The sequence below is a fragment of the Paenibacillus sp. PAMC 26794 genome (genome assembly GCF_000316035.1).
GTDB lineage: Bacteria > Bacillota > Bacilli > Paenibacillales > Paenibacillaceae > Paenibacillus.
Map to the genome: position 1 here is coordinate 1 of NZ_ANHX01000040.1, position 13,696 is coordinate 13,696.

The window sequence follows — 13,696 nt, forward strand, 5'->3', positions numbered from 1 at the left end:
CTCACGTTATTTGACTCTTTATCTAGTTCTGCAGGCGTTTCTCCATCAGTGTCCGGATATTCAACACTTACGCCAAAATTTTGTAAGCGAAATAAAGAGAAAAACCATCTTGCGGTAATATTAAATATCTCATCCTTCCAATCATCTAATTCGCTTAGTCCTACATATTTAATATCTTTGTGATCTTTTAAATTACTATTAGTATTATGAAGTTCTATTGCTCGTTCTATTGGTGAATCAATTTTTATAAACTGATATTCGTGCCCATAACATCCTCCGAAGTGAGTAATTAAATTACTTACCCCTTCTAAATATCCATTGATTTTATTGAATAGTTCATGATTCATACAGTCACATCCAATATCTTAGTAAATTGATTTTATCTGTTTCACAATTAAATTCCTTATTTACTCCATAAACTCTTAATATCTTCTACTATAATTTTTGTAATATGTTTGGATGAATCCTGCGGATACAACCATACTGTTACGATAAGAGTTAAACATATCGTTAATCCTAGAATAACTCGCCCAACAACTTTAAATCCGGTGTATTTAAGCAAAAAATAAACTAAACTAGCTAAGATCAGAATAATCATACCATTCACCAAAAAGGTCATGGGCAAGCTTATAATCCTGCCTAATCCGGTGTTAGGATATTTTAATAAAAGTAAAATCTCTAATACTACAAATGGAACTGACAGTAGAACAATATAAAAAAAATGACTTTTGAATTTCCTCTTCACCACTGAGCTCTCCTACTCCAACTCTTTTAATACAATTGCACATAACATTTGGTGTTTACGAGCCCGAGAACCCTAACTGACCAGTAATTATTATTCTTGCTTCCATTGATGTGATTCGTGTAGTTTACCAGTTTCATAAAAATACTTTAGCACTTCAAGCATGGGTATTAATTCTATACAAATGTTATCGCAATAATTTCCCAACTGACCACCAATCACTAGAGAAATTTCACTATTTCCCCGCTTATCGTTCATAAGCGTAAATATATGTTCATCCATTGTAATAGACACTACAAAATATTCCGGTCCGCCTCCAACTAATGCTGAACCCGTGTCTGATACCTCAAAAAAAACTAATGTAAATTTATCTCCATCGAGTTTTCTCAAAACGTAAACTGTCTGCCCATGTAGGGTTCATAATGATCTCTTCATTAAATGTGGTCCCATTCCGTTCATCAATGCTAATAGAATTTATCACTTTTTCTTTTTATCTTCCTTCTTTCATCACACATATCCATCTTCAGGTTCACCAACATCAAAACCCAACACTTTTGTCGCTTCCAACTTAAATGTTTCTATCCAAGATATCCATACATCGCTATTCATCTGTGCATAAAATGATACCCCATTAGGCTCAACGGATGCTTCAATGAAAACATCATCCTCTTCAGTTCCAAACCAATATGGAATTCCGCTTTTATAACCAATCCACCCTGGCATGCGCTCATATACTTTAGAAACTTTAGCCCACACCTCATCAGGCAGGTCATACCTTATATTTAGGTTGCAATTATGAGAGTTTATGTTGTTCATTTACATTCTCTCCTTCTACCTTAGACGTATCTCAAAATTCATCCTCTATTTTTATGTAAAGTACTACAACTCTTCCACCACTTGCTCATAGTTGTATCTCTTGGTCCTTACACACTTTTCTCGTTATCATTTTTGTATATTTTAATCTCGTGATTTCAATCAGGTCATTTGACTGCATCATATTCAGAATAGGACTATCTTTGATTAAAACTTTGCTATTACCTCGTCCCAACCCTTTAACTATTATGATATTTTTATTCTTCTTCACATCTACAATTTGTCCGATCGTTATGAATTGCTCTTGTTTCTTGAGATCAAGATAAGTTACAAGGCCCAGTATACAAAATATAATAAAGCTACATGTTGATAATGCAGTTGTCCATGCAGGAGGATGATATACAAAGTATCTGGTAGCTAATTGAATTCCAATTATAAAAACAAATAAAACGATGAGTAGGAATTGCTTTTTTAATTTCCCTTTAGCTTTTTCGTTCATAGTCTCTCCTTCTAATCTTTACGGAGATGAATCACAAAGTCTTGATTCGACGTATGATATACAACGTTACCAGGCTCTACTCGAAAAAACTCTTTATTTGCATCTTGTTCTGATACGGTGCGAATTGGTGCAACTTCATCTACAATTTTTTTGTTATCTTCCTCATGATATTGAATGATAGAAACCAGAACAAATTGGTCAGGGAACAGTTCTCTAACCTCTTGCCATTTCATGTGTTATACCTCCTGTTATTCGTATTTGTTCAACTTACTATCATTTTAACATATAGGTTAGTCAAAATAGTCAACGGCTCGGCGACAGGCGAGTCTCACCTTTTCTAGGAGCAACTCATAAACTGCTTAGGCCACAGAAGCATTCAAAGGAGCCTAGAAGTAAAAAACAAATTGAAAGTTCTCAACCTTAGATGAGTAAAGAAAACAACGCCCCGTCTTTTTAAACGAGCGTTGCTTTTCATTATGCTTAAATGTTAGCTTTTCCTAGTTCACAACCAGCGATTATCAACTTATTTTATAGCATTGTAAAGCTCAGTCATTTGGTCTGCTAACTCTGATTGTGGCTGCATCCGCTGGTGATTTATATCAGTAGGCGTCATATATAACATTTCTTTCCCCTGCTCAAACATAGTGACATGAAACAGAACCCCTGTTGTATCTTCTTGTTCTTGATCAAGTACGATTTTTATGTGGCGTACTTTTCCAATCCATTCCTGAATAAGTGCTTGATCTGTAGTTGTTTTTTTTGTGCCATCACTGCCACTCATTATTTCAATAGAATCAACCTGTGTAATGTCGCCAGGATAGAAGGTTTCTAATTCCTTTGGTTCCTTGCTTACTCCCGCCTGATTGGACTGACTAGAAATCTGACAACCGCTAAGAATCAAAGTCAACAATAAAGCACAACTTAAGGTGTAAAGTGAATATTTTTTCATCATATTCCCCCCTTAATCATTAAACGAATTTTACATTTGAATTGTTCCATATGTTTAAAAAAAAACGCTGGGGTAACCAGCGTTTAACTTAGCACAACTTCTTTATTCTTTGATTTTCCACATATCAGTAACCGAACCATACTGCCCTAATAAAAGATAAACGTTAACCCCAGTGCTTGCCCAATTGTCATGTACAATTGCATATTGAGGGTTCGACCAGTCACTGGTATCTGTGTATGTTTCATAACCAACTAAATTTACTAGATGACCTCCATCTGAACCTTCAGGAGTATATCCATAGTTCACTAGACGTAAGAATGGAGGAGTTTTAGCATTAACTTCGGATTTCATTTTATTAAAAGTTGGTGATGAATCCCATGTTGTAGTGAAGTTCGAGTAACCCTTCTCAGAAGTGTATGAGTTCATCCCTGGAGCAATTTTACTAGAATATACTCCGTAGGTATCACTGTGGCTCATTAATACTCCTAAACGATCCGCAACATTTTTCCATAAACCACTAGATGATAAGTTGGTATAACCTTGATTCCGCCAGTACATAATTACATTGGCACCAGCCGTTGGAACACAGTCGTTACCCATACTAGTATTATCATTTTGTTGATAATCAGGCACTCCATTAACAAAACCATATTCATAATTAATAATTGTATTAATACTAACATCATTATTTAATGATTGGCTTTCACTTGAAGGAGCTAGATCCAATATATCTGCTGCTTTCAACCTGTTAACTTTTATCTCTTGCAATGAATCAGCTTCAAAGGTCTGATCTGTACTTAATTCTTCGAATGTATTGCTATCAACTTTGTTTGCGTAAAAAAGTGGGCCAAAGTAATAAAGATTGTTTTCATCCTCGCCTTGACCTGGATAGACACCTCCCGTAGCAAATTCAATGAGAAGTCCAGAGTTATTATCAATAATAAAATATCCCGCTATGCCGCTTTCTCTTTGTAAAACTACAAGAGATTTAGTGATTTCTTCATTCTCATCTTTCATTCCAATAATTTTACCGGCGGTAACTCCTTCAAATTCCGTATGTCCTAGCTGTATACGTTCTTCAATTTTTTGGTTTGCAATATTTAAAATGTCTTTACTCGCCGTTGTAGAATCCGCTGCAAACGCGCTAGGTACAAGAAGGGTAAACGCTAAAACTGCTGAAAGTGTTAATCTCGCAATTTTTTTCAATTGAATTCCTCCGTATCTTATTATAATTGGCGTGTAGCTGGATACTCATAGAGTATCAATTGCAAACCCACCCCCTCTTTCATAAAAATGCACGAGTGACTCGCCACAAAAAACTTATTTTCCCATTCTTGGTGAATATCTATAAAAACGCAGCAAAACACCAAAAGTTACAGTGATATTTTGAAATTAACAAAAAAATCTGATTATACAAAGTGGATACTATACAAAGTCAACTAAATGTAGTTTCACCGCAAAGGTATACCTTTGCGGTACAACAAAAAACGAATAAAGGACCGCTAATCACACATTGATGTAGACTTTGGTCTCAATTATGATACGTCTCTGTTTGAAGAAGCTCTCCACTAATTCAATGAATTCTGAATATATGGTAAATAGGGGGAGTCTCAATCATAACTCCCTCTCAAGCCAACAATGCCTGTTCAATCTGATCCACAATGCCATTGATGCCTGTTGGTCCATAACAACCGATCCATGTCGCGGCATCTACGGAGTGTATTTGCTGTCTCTCATCCGTATCGAGCATCCCCCAGACACGTTGCTCTGTTGCCGATATACCCTTCTGCATGATCTCATTGCTAAGCAGGAAGTAGTGGCTCGCCTGCACAGCCGGTAGTCTGTCAACGGAGATATGATAGGCCGTGTCGGTGGTATCTGCTACAAATAACGGAACGGGCAGACCCAGATCACGGTACAGCACAGCACCTGTACGATGCGAGGCAGAATGTACGCGAACGAGAGAATCTAGCGGACGAATCAGTGCCACGCTCTTACCTGCCAGTACTGGAGCAAGTTCTTCAGAAAGCAATGTGGTTCGTCGGTGATAATCCGCAAGTATACGTTTTGCCTCTGCTCGTTTACCAGTTAATTCACCGAACAGGCTAAGAATGGTCTGCCAGCTCTCATTGCGTTTAAACATAAGAACTGGAGCGATCCGGCTGAGCCGTTCATAGTACTGATCATGCACCTCGGTGCAAATAATCAGATCCGGCAACAGTCGTTCCACAGCAAGCAGATCAGGGTACTCATACGTTCCGAGTAATTCGGTACCCTGAAGTCCTGCCCTGATATATTGCGGGAAATGGAACGTTCCACTTCCTAGTCCCACACTTCCTGCTGGAGACAATCCAAGCGCAAGCAAATGATCTGCATATTGCACATCAAGTACAGCGATACGCTGTGGAGAACGGGTGACAGGATATTCACCTCGCATATGGCATATCACCGGACCTTGGGCCGACTCGTACGAAGAAGCCATCCGATTCCGCAGCAAGGATTGAGCATAGTTTGCATCTGTTTCCTTAGCGGCATCAAGCCGATAACGCAGCGGAGGAACCCCATAATATTTCTTAAAGGCCCTACTGAAATAATACATGTCGCGGTAGCCCATCTTGTCAGCAATTTCCCCAATGGACGCATCCGTATGATGCAGCATCCGCGATGCATTTTCCATACGTAGCTGGATGACGTACTCCATCGGTCCGAGCTGCTTCTCTTGTTTGAATCGTCGCTGCAACTGTCTTACGCTACATCCAGCGAGAGCTGCCAGCTCCTTAAGCTCCAGATTCTGGCGATAATGCGATGATATATATGACACGACTACATCCACCATGTCAGACTCTGCTCCCCCTTGACCACGTTCATACTCCATGATCAGTTCATAGATCATCCCCTGGAGCAACGCATGGGCATGAAACCGTTCCAGTCCTTCGCCACGACGCCATTTGGCAACAATTTTTTCCGCGTTCTGGATCCATTCTGCCTGAGTCACAGGGTTCTGAATAAACGAATTTTGCAGCGGATGTTTGCGATAGGAGGGCATGGCATGGGAGGCTCCTTCCATGGAAGAAGCCTCGTACATGATCACGATATAATAAAGTTCGTCTGATCTGGCCGTAAGCGTAAAGGATGACCCCTTCACCACATGACAGGCAAAAGAAGCTCCAATGTGGCAACCCTCGCCATCCATTGCAAGCTCCCCTTCCCCTCCATATGCCAGCAGCAGCACATTTGAAGTTAAATCCGTTTCGTGTAAAACGCTGCCTGTCTGCAAAGTACCGCTATACCCGTCAAGCATCTTGATCGTTGTATCACTCCATAGACTCGTCTGTTCTTGCAGCGGCATTTCTCTCATCTCCTGACAATCGCAAAGGTAAAGTTGTTGCTGTTGTCATTTTAGTTGAGATTCTTTCTCATTGTCAATTTTCGGACATTTCCGGCAATATTCCCCTGACATCTGATAATAGAAACAGCAGGTAATTCGCTCGCTTTTGGCAACATGCACATTGTCCTTACAATCGGTGAAGCGGGTTAACGGATTCTTCCTCTCACCAAACACTTCCCCGGATGCCACCTGCGTCAGATATGAAAAGTCCTCCCGAATGATCTTACTTTCCTGCTCATTCTCGGCTTCATCAGGAGCGAATAGTCGGCCTATGCGTACCATGACATTCTCCCAGAGAATACTCATCGAAAGAGGCGCAATCGCAGCAAGTGTCTTTAACAGGGGTGTAAGCTGTACCGCAAACATCTCCTGGGCCACCTTTTCCCGCCATACTGCCCTGTCTCCCTTAAGTCCTTCAGCCTGCAGTCCATTCACCGCTAGAAAAGGAAATCGTGTGCCGCCCTCATGATCTGAGAGCGCCGGATGATAGAGAAAGCTGTTCTCCAGCTGAAACGAGACATGCTGATGATGAAAAGTCATCGCGGTCACCAGCGGAGCCGTCCACAGATAGCCAATTCGCTTGGCTAACATCGAAGCGGCAACCTTCATGTCAGGCGCATCGATATACTCCTGAAACCAACCGATATACTCTCGGCATGCCGCTTCGTCATGCAACTCACTTAGAGCAATGGTACGGACACTATGTTCAGGCGGCTCACCAAGCAAAATCGAATGATCCTCCACGGTCTCTTTCCATATGTCTGTCGAGAGATACTGGTTCATATTAATTCGATCCGAGCAGGGCTTCCGATGCCTGATCTACAATCAGATTAATCGCAAGAGGTCCGTAGTATGCAATCCACAGTGTTGAGTTTACGTCATACGTGCGGTTATTTTTCACAGCATCAAGGGACTTCCACACGGGATTACTCACCATAGCTTCTGCCTCTGCCGCAAACAGCTCATCCGACAGCACAAAATAACGATCTGCCCCAATGTCAGGAACCTTCTCCATCGAGATTTCAACAGAGGTATCATCCTTGATCTCCTTAACGAGTTCAGGCATGTTCAAGCCCAAATCCTGATACAGAATGCCGCCTGTACGATGCTCGATCCCATGAACACGAATGCCTTCTTTTCTCGGACGAATAAGCGCTACCGTTTCATCTCCCATTTTCTCTGAAAGCTTCGTCTTCAGTCCAGCAACTTTCTCCTCATAGGCAGTGCGCACTTTCTCCGCTTCGTCCTGCTTGTCTGTAATCTTAGCAACTGTGGCTAACGTATCACGCCAGTCTTCGTAAAAATCAAGTACCAGGGTAGGTGCAATTTTGCTTACACTCTCATACTGTTTCTCCTGGAAGTCCGTCATGATAATCAGATCCGGATCCAACGCTACAATCGCTTCCAGATTAGGCTCGTCCCGTGTACCCAGTACCTGTACGTCACTCGGCTGATCTCCTAAGTACTCTGGAAAATCGGTGTTACCTCCAGCGATAACACTACCTGCCGGCTTCTCACCAACCGCTAACATCTGATCCAGAAACTTAACATCAAGCACTGCAATTCTCTGTGGTTTTTCGTTTAGCGTCAGCTCACCCTTCATGTGTGTGATCGTTACAGGAAAAGCTCCGTCTGTCTGTGTTTCTGCATTCGCAGGTGTCTCCGCTGGCGTTGCCGCAGATTGTTTACCGCTATCTGTACCTGTTCCAGCACCGCAAGCCGTCAGGACAAGAATAAGGGCCAACATCAAGCCCATGAATAATCGTGATTTGTGAGCAGCATATGCCTTGCTTCCAGCAGCCTGCCCCTTTGTTCCTTGATTCATGATGAATCCCCCTTATGTATAATACTGATAATGATTTTCATTATCGAAACATAAAGAGAGTATAAACGATCTCCGCATCGCGTTACCATGTACTTTTGCGACATTTGAGTCGGACTAATGCGACATCGTAAGCCGCTTATCCACCCTTTAATGTTTCAGTGATATATGCTTGCAGTCTCCCCCTATCTCTACAAAAAAAATAAATTAGTATATTATTTAAGTGAGCCTAATATTTCTAAACGTAGAATTCTGTTCTGATTAAATACAATAAATCGATGCCCAATGAATATTGAGACATCGATTCATATCATCTAATTATGAGGTGAATCATGAGTATGCGACCAAACATGAAGTATAGCATTATTATTAGCGCAGTTATTATTGTCGTTGTTCCTATTATCATTGGATTTTATATGTTGAACAAGGTTGTCGATCCTGACGAGACAATGGTTACGAGAACTGAAGTTTCTCCTGAGCTTATTACTATAGAAGGTGGATTTGCAGACAGTATTAGCAGATATCACGGCTACTACCTATCACATGATAACAATTCACTTTTCATTCAGATTAAAGGCAGTAAACTTCCTATCGGTGGTAGTAAAGACTTCACAATTTCATTTTCTAATCCTTATGGGAGTGTTGATGAAATCTACTTATTAGGTCCTGGCAACTCTAAGAAAAAGATTTGGCCGAATCCCTAACTTTCATTGAAATAGATATCATATTATCTGACGCAATCAGCTGCAGTCTCTTAGTCTCTTAGTCTCTTCTGCTTAACTTCTTAAATGCCGAGTATTCCTGATCGGACTTCATATAACTTAATATTTTTTCCGCACATGCAGCTGAGCTAAGCTCTTCCGTATTCACTTCCAGATCATATTCATCATAGGAGTAGATGTAGTCCAACTGGGAATGGGCAAGTCCAATCTCGCGATCTCCCCTGCTCTGCTCTCTTCTGGTAAGTTCTTCTTTCGAGGAATGCACGCCTACAAACAATATCGGATAATCCGAAAGCAAATTATAAAAATCGTTAAACCACTTGTCATTGCTGATAACCGTATCCACGATGACATTCAAACCCAGCTCCGAAAACAGCTTAATGGTTGCACAGTACAGCGAATTGATGGGGTCGAACAGGATATCGGTCATCACATGGTGTTCCACTTCTCTTGTTGGTTTCATATCTGGATATGTATTGTCGATAAACTGATCATAATTATGCAGAAATTGATCTACAGATAGATGATGAAACGGAATGTCTCCCTGATTTTTCATTTCCATCGCAATGCTTGTCTTCCCCGAACTTGACGTTCCGTTCAAAAATATAATGAGTCCTCGTTCCATATTGATCACCCTTATCATTAAAATTGGAAAACGCTGTTCAGCCGAATTACCACTCTCTCCATTCTTCCGTAATATCTTCATCCTCCTGAATGTCTAATCCAGCCAGCCTAGCCGCCTTGTCTATAAAATCAGCCAATTCTTCACGTTCCATCGTTTCAATAAAGTAACCATTGGCCTCATTCATTTCATTAAACCTAAGCACAACTTCCTCTACAGCCTTCATCATGCGCTTGGAATCTTTCGTTTCTTGTAATGCTATTAATTGGTGCAAATATGTATCCAGGGCTTGATCAGACATGAGTAATCTCTCTTCTGTGAAAAGCTCATCTCCGTGTTTAACCATTCTCTCGTTCCATAGTTTCGTTGGTTTTTCATGAAATAAGTTTTGTAACGTCATTGGAGTCACCCCTCTAAAATTCTATACTTTACCTGTAACCAAAATTATGAACAAGCGTTCTCGCTTATTCACTTTCACCCTATTCGCTCCATAGCCTTGTCACGTTCTCTAATTCCATCTCGTCAAATTGTAATCGATAAATGTCCGGTTTCTTGGTTTGATTCATAAAATCCAATCCGTAACTCGAATCAAAGTAGTTCATCATCAACGTCATTACATGTCCGTGTGTGCCGATCGCCACTTTTTCACCCTTGTATTCTTTTAAAATCTGTTTCAACACGCCCACTGCTCTATTCTGGCAAACCGTGTTCGATTCGCCTCCTGGCAATGCATAATCAGGGTCATCAAACATTTTCTTCGAAGCAGGCTCAAACTCTTCATCCGCAATCATATCATCTGAAAAATGCCTTTCCCGAAGATCCTCCATGATCTGAATATCTAATTCTAACGCTGCTGCCACACCCTCTAAGGTCAGAATAGCCCTGGCATAAGGACTTGAGACAATGGAATGTATTCCTTCATTCGTTAATATTTCAGTTATTCGTTCTGCATTCATCTTGCCCTCCAGAGTAAGTCCCCTCGTTCTTTCCGTTCCTTCCGTATACGGTGACTCCGCATGCCTTACCATATAAACGATGGTCTTCATAGGACCCTCCTTGAATTTCTTCTATCGAAATTTACTGCCTTCTTTAATCTATTTCACTTCTTTACAAGACTAACGTCAAATGATGAAGTTATCGATTTTTGTCTAAAATCATTGGGTATCACTTTAATCTCCACGTTTAGATGTATAGATTCAGGCAGATTCATTTCAGTTATATTCTCATAACCAATGAAGTAATAATGCTTTTCGTCCAGTTCTATCAAACCTCCACCTGTTGAGCCAGAAGTTGAAATTAAATGTCCGTCATGATAAAGCTCACAAGCAATATTATATTCCTCCAAACTGAACCCTTTCACTTCATATCCAACCTTGATTTGATTTTCCGTGTAATCAGCATTTCGTAAACTAATCGCACCACGATCGACCATTTGGGTCTGAATTGCAATATTTGCATCGGGCATCTCTGGTTTCCTTAATAAATAGCCTACTTTTAGGTACCATATAGCTCCTAATACAACTACAGCAAGTACAATCATTGCAATGATGAACTTCTTTTCTTTTTTATCCATAATCCTTACTCCTTACATCTTACATCTTTTCTGCCATACATCGTGAAGAAGTTAACATGCCAACTAAAGAGGGGATTGCTGTCTTCAATGGTCTCCTGTTTGACGTTCATATCTATTAATGTCAGTTGTGTTGCTTTGAAAATAATCATGCACGACTCCCCTGTTCATTTAGCTGATTATACATTAGTAAACGATCTCTGTAGCATCAATGTCTTCCTCTATATATTCCATACATGGCTCACATAATTGTTCTAATGACTCCGCTTCAAAATAATAAACATTGTATACAGCCACTTGTTTTTTACCCTTCAACTTGCATTGTTCACAGTACTTATTTCTTTGCTTATTCTTTTCAACGACTCTGGGATAAGCAACCCCAGCTTGCTCTGCCCCGATATCCATCAGTTCAACAAGACTTATATAACTTTCGCCCATATCATATATATATTCCAGCTTGTCTCCTGATTGAAATTTCAAATCTTGGATCTTCTTGTTTGCTCCCCTACCTTGTCCACCTGGTTCGATCTCTCCATACCCCTGTGCTGACCAAGCCTTTCCTCTGTAAAACGCACTCAAATGATCATCGTCGTAGCCGAATGACTCTCTAATCTTTTGATCGAAGTCACCTAATGTTTGAGTCTCCTGGATCTCTATCTTTCTCCAGATGGATTTTCTATGTTTGTTTGTTATTTTAAACAGATAAATTGCCATGGCAGATACACCTCTCTGCATATAAAATTTTAAAATATCCTATTGGCTGAATCATGTTCACACATTTCACTATTCTTTATACGTTATTCCATTTATTTCACACCACTCAATTGCGATCTCTCTGTAACACTGACCTTGATATCGATACCATGCTTCCAACAGTCCCAGATCTGCCGCTTTATCTTTGAATCTCCTAAAAGCCCCTTTACCCCGAATAGCATCGTCTAATATCGCGGATTGCTTGTCATCGATTAATGTAGCAATGAATCTCTCCATCATGCCGTATGCATTGTAATCCATTTCAGTTGGAAGGGCTGCATAATCGTCCTCATGTTCAATGAATTCGATTGCAATTTCCATATCCACTTGCCGCCAATCCGGTAATTCGCTTATTTCTTGCTCGTCAATGTCCTCTGCATCTCTCAGATCATCTTCGGATATGGAAACCACTTCACCCGTTTTCAGATTGATATACGCACCGGTCCCTTCAAACTGCATTTCAATATGGTCAATGATCTCTTGTAAATTCACTTTCATTTTACTCATCCCTTCAAAGATTCATCTATCTGACTAAAAAGTAATTCGATGTCTTCATCATCCTCAAGCTCTTCCATATACTCCGAGTAAAAGGGAGTTATATTTTGCTCATCTAAGACTTTCTTCTGTTTTATCATCTCCTTCCTTTTTATTTTATTTTGCAAGTCTGCTCTCAGCTCCTTTTTGTAGTTATCCTCTATGCTTATTCCGATCATCTCCAACTCTCTTACGGCACCCAATAGATCGATGGCAAAATGTTTACTGTAACCTCTGACAATGTTTTTTCCGTTATACGTACGTAACCATGATTTTACTGCACGAAGTCTGCCTTCACGGTTAAGTCTTTTATGTCTTGGTGTATTATTTTTCTTCAAATTAACCCCAGAACATTCCATTATGACCTTCGTCCACGATCTTGAGCTGTGTTTCAAAATCTTCATTCGGTTCAATATCATCGATGAAATGCCATTTGCCTTTACTGTCCTGCCAATACACTTTCCATACCTTCTCATCCAATCTGAACTGTGCTACCGGCATCTGTACCCATCGTTCACTTTGAAAGGCTTGTCTTTCTTCAATCAACGTCACATGGTTACCTCTGATTTTATAACTAATCTTCATCTGACTTTTCACATGCTCAGGTACTGCATTTCCAGTGTAATGGTCCATAATCTTTTGAATGCGTTTCTTCGTAAAATCATCCATGTTTTCTAACTATCCTTCCTTGATCCATTTTGCTTTGATTATATCACGATGTTTTCTCCGATTTAAATGATGCTTTTAGTGTTGTAAAGGTAAACCGGGACGCGACTTGTACAATGGTAAGCCGCGTCAGGGTGAGGTGCTGCGCCCAATGGGGCAGCGCCTCATGGGGATGCACCTCGTGCATCCGTGCGGTGCTCATGCTGCCATCTCGAGCAAACTTCCGTGATGGCAGCACTTGGTGCATCCACCGTTGCTACGCTGTGTGATGCACGCCACAAAGCGCCACGACCCCATAGCCGTGGCGCTTCCCCCTGCTGCATGATGCATTCGGCCATGCAGCTTGTGTTACGCTGCTGCGTCCCATAGGCGCAGCAGCTCTCGGGGAAAGCGCCGCGTCAATGATCGCGGTGCATCCCCCGAGGTAACTGATTGAGAATTATGTTATACGATGTCAACGACTTCTTTGCAAGTGCATTCTTTTTAGACTTTCAAATGCGTGAATACGTGTTAGAGCCCAGCTCCTTTGCGATCGCTCGTGAGTTTTTGCCCTGCTGGTGGAGGATTTCTTGCTACGTTTGATTATGCTAAGATGTGTGTAGCTCATGGTGGATTC

The 13,696-nt window shown here is 40.8% G+C and carries 20 protein-coding genes; 1 reads left to right on the forward strand and 19 read right to left on the reverse strand.

What is annotated here, in order from left to right; all coding sequences use genetic code 11:
• The 10 genes from D829_RS0115715 to D829_RS0115765 all read right to left on the reverse strand — a co-directional run.
• The coding region (locus tag D829_RS0115715; protein WP_017689868.1) for a hypothetical protein at positions 1-347 on the reverse strand (347 nt) is incomplete at its 3' end.
• Positions 348-835: 488 nt separating this feature from the next.
• Positions 836-1,132 carry a hypothetical protein gene (locus D829_RS33440; RefSeq protein ID WP_152417050.1) on the reverse strand — a complete coding sequence of 99 codons (297 nt, stop codon included), beginning with the start codon at positions 1,130-1,132 and terminating at the stop codon, positions 836-838.
• A 117-nt stretch (positions 1,133-1,249) separates the two neighbouring features.
• A complete protein-coding gene (locus tag D829_RS0115730; protein ID WP_017689871.1) occupies positions 1,250-1,558 on the reverse strand; it encodes a hypothetical protein in 309 nt (102 codons plus the stop codon).
• Positions 1,559-1,643: 85 nt separating this feature from the next.
• A complete protein-coding gene (locus tag D829_RS0115735) occupies positions 1,644-2,054 on the reverse strand; it encodes a hypothetical protein (RefSeq protein WP_017689872.1) in 411 nt (136 codons plus the stop codon).
• Between the two features lie 11 nt (positions 2,055-2,065).
• Positions 2,066-2,287: a hypothetical protein gene (locus D829_RS0115740; RefSeq protein ID WP_017689873.1), complete on the reverse strand. Its 222-nt coding sequence runs from the start codon at positions 2,285-2,287 to the stop codon at positions 2,066-2,068.
• Positions 2,288-2,577: 290 nt separating this feature from the next.
• Complete coding sequence (locus D829_RS0115745; RefSeq protein WP_152417051.1) at positions 2,578-3,006, reverse strand: hypothetical protein; 429 nt, start codon at positions 3,004-3,006, stop codon at positions 2,578-2,580.
• Between the two features lie 99 nt (positions 3,007-3,105).
• Entirely contained in the window at positions 3,106-4,209 is a 1,104-nt protein-coding gene (locus D829_RS0115750) for a hypothetical protein (protein WP_017689875.1), read from the reverse strand.
• 421 nt (positions 4,210-4,630) lie between these two features.
• Positions 4,631-6,352: a helix-turn-helix domain-containing protein gene (locus tag D829_RS0115755; protein WP_017689876.1), complete on the reverse strand. Its 1,722-nt coding sequence runs from the start codon at positions 6,350-6,352 to the stop codon at positions 4,631-4,633.
• A gap of 45 nt (positions 6,353-6,397) precedes the next feature.
• Complete coding sequence (locus D829_RS0115760; protein WP_026081195.1) at positions 6,398-7,174, reverse strand: IucA/IucC family C-terminal-domain containing protein; 777 nt, start codon at positions 7,172-7,174, stop codon at positions 6,398-6,400.
• Position 7,175: 1 nt separating this feature from the next.
• Entirely contained in the window at positions 7,176-8,216 is a 1,041-nt protein-coding gene (locus D829_RS0115765) for an iron-siderophore ABC transporter substrate-binding protein (RefSeq protein ID WP_017689878.1), read from the reverse strand.
• 329 nt (positions 8,217-8,545) lie between these two features.
• Between D829_RS0115765 and D829_RS0115770 the strand changes: the two genes are divergently transcribed.
• Positions 8,546-8,917: a hypothetical protein gene (locus tag D829_RS0115770; RefSeq protein ID WP_017689879.1), complete on the forward strand. Its 372-nt coding sequence runs from the start codon at positions 8,546-8,548 to the stop codon at positions 8,915-8,917.
• A 58-nt stretch (positions 8,918-8,975) separates the two neighbouring features.
• Here D829_RS0115770 and D829_RS0115775 read toward each other — a convergent pair whose 3' ends face one another.
• From D829_RS0115775 to D829_RS34050, 9 genes are all read right to left on the reverse strand, one after another.
• Positions 8,976-9,560 carry an AAA family ATPase gene (locus D829_RS0115775; RefSeq protein ID WP_026081196.1) on the reverse strand — a complete coding sequence of 195 codons (585 nt, stop codon included), beginning with the start codon at positions 9,558-9,560 and terminating at the stop codon, positions 8,976-8,978.
• Positions 9,561-9,606: 46 nt separating this feature from the next.
• Entirely contained in the window at positions 9,607-9,957 is a 351-nt protein-coding gene (locus tag D829_RS0115780) for a hypothetical protein (RefSeq protein WP_017689881.1), read from the reverse strand.
• A 79-nt stretch (positions 9,958-10,036) separates the two neighbouring features.
• Positions 10,037-10,603: a histidine phosphatase family protein gene (locus D829_RS0115785; protein WP_017689882.1), complete on the reverse strand. Its 567-nt coding sequence runs from the start codon at positions 10,601-10,603 to the stop codon at positions 10,037-10,039.
• Positions 10,604-10,656: 53 nt separating this feature from the next.
• A complete protein-coding gene (locus D829_RS0115790) occupies positions 10,657-11,130 on the reverse strand; it encodes a hypothetical protein (protein ID WP_017689883.1) in 474 nt (157 codons plus the stop codon).
• Positions 11,131-11,135: 5 nt separating this feature from the next.
• Positions 11,136-11,279 carry a hypothetical protein gene (locus D829_RS33730; RefSeq protein ID WP_017689884.1) on the reverse strand — a complete coding sequence of 48 codons (144 nt, stop codon included), beginning with the start codon at positions 11,277-11,279 and terminating at the stop codon, positions 11,136-11,138.
• A gap of 34 nt (positions 11,280-11,313) precedes the next feature.
• The gene (locus D829_RS0115800; protein ID WP_017689885.1) at positions 11,314-11,841 is read right to left on the reverse strand and encodes a hypothetical protein; all 528 of its coding nucleotides are present in this window, start codon (positions 11,839-11,841) and stop codon (positions 11,314-11,316) included.
• A gap of 69 nt (positions 11,842-11,910) precedes the next feature.
• A complete protein-coding gene (locus D829_RS0115805; RefSeq protein ID WP_017689886.1) occupies positions 11,911-12,378 on the reverse strand; it encodes a UPF0158 family protein in 468 nt (155 codons plus the stop codon).
• A 5-nt stretch (positions 12,379-12,383) separates the two neighbouring features.
• Positions 12,384-12,752 carry a hypothetical protein gene (locus tag D829_RS0115810; protein WP_026081197.1) on the reverse strand — a complete coding sequence of 123 codons (369 nt, stop codon included), beginning with the start codon at positions 12,750-12,752 and terminating at the stop codon, positions 12,384-12,386.
• Position 12,753: 1 nt separating this feature from the next.
• Positions 12,754-13,083 carry a DUF3024 domain-containing protein gene (locus tag D829_RS34050; protein WP_017689888.1) on the reverse strand — a complete coding sequence of 110 codons (330 nt, stop codon included), beginning with the start codon at positions 13,081-13,083 and terminating at the stop codon, positions 12,754-12,756.
• Between the last annotated feature and the right edge of the window lie 613 nt (positions 13,084-13,696).

What these genes read in the sequence shown, in the direction of transcription:
- D829_RS0115785 (WP_017689882.1), bottom strand. Translation starts at nt 10,603, where the DNA reads ATGAAGACCATCGTTTATATGGTAAGGCATGCGGAGTCACCGTATACG.
- D829_RS0115780 (WP_017689881.1), bottom strand. Translation starts at nt 9,957, where the DNA reads ATGACGTTACAAAACTTATTTCATGAAAAACCAACGAAACTATGGAAC.
- D829_RS33730 (WP_017689884.1), bottom strand. Translation starts at nt 11,279, where the DNA reads ATGATTATTTTCAAAGCAACACAACTGACATTAATAGATATGAACGTC.
- D829_RS0115805 (WP_017689886.1), bottom strand. Translation starts at nt 12,378, where the DNA reads ATGAAAGTGAATTTACAAGAGATCATTGACCATATTGAAATGCAGTTT.
- D829_RS0115760 (WP_026081195.1), bottom strand. Translation starts at nt 7,174, where the DNA reads ATGAACCAGTATCTCTCGACAGACATATGGAAAGAGACCGTGGAGGAT.
- D829_RS0115790 (WP_017689883.1), bottom strand. Translation starts at nt 11,130, where the DNA reads ATGGATAAAAAAGAAAAGAAGTTCATCATTGCAATGATTGTACTTGCT.
- D829_RS0115745 (WP_152417051.1), bottom strand. Translation starts at nt 3,006, where the DNA reads ATGATGAAAAAATATTCACTTTACACCTTAAGTTGTGCTTTATTGTTG.
- D829_RS0115740 (WP_017689873.1), bottom strand. Translation starts at nt 2,287, where the DNA reads ATGAAATGGCAAGAGGTTAGAGAACTGTTCCCTGACCAATTTGTTCTG.
- D829_RS0115775 (WP_026081196.1), bottom strand. Translation starts at nt 9,560, where the DNA reads ATGGAACGAGGACTCATTATATTTTTGAACGGAACGTCAAGTTCGGGG.
- D829_RS0115770 (WP_017689879.1), top strand. Translation starts at nt 8,546, where the DNA reads ATGAGTATGCGACCAAACATGAAGTATAGCATTATTATTAGCGCAGTT.
- D829_RS0115730 (WP_017689871.1), bottom strand. Translation starts at nt 1,558, where the DNA reads ATGAACAACATAAACTCTCATAATTGCAACCTAAATATAAGGTATGAC.
- D829_RS34050 (WP_017689888.1), bottom strand. Translation starts at nt 13,083, where the DNA reads ATGGATGATTTTACGAAGAAACGCATTCAAAAGATTATGGACCATTAC.
- D829_RS0115800 (WP_017689885.1), bottom strand. Translation starts at nt 11,841, where the DNA reads ATGGCAATTTATCTGTTTAAAATAACAAACAAACATAGAAAATCCATC.
- D829_RS0115735 (WP_017689872.1), bottom strand. Translation starts at nt 2,054, where the DNA reads ATGAACGAAAAAGCTAAAGGGAAATTAAAAAAGCAATTCCTACTCATC.
- D829_RS0115755 (WP_017689876.1), bottom strand. Translation starts at nt 6,352, where the DNA reads ATGCCGCTGCAAGAACAGACGAGTCTATGGAGTGATACAACGATCAAG.
- D829_RS0115765 (WP_017689878.1), bottom strand. Translation starts at nt 8,216, where the DNA reads ATGAATCAAGGAACAAAGGGGCAGGCTGCTGGAAGCAAGGCATATGCT.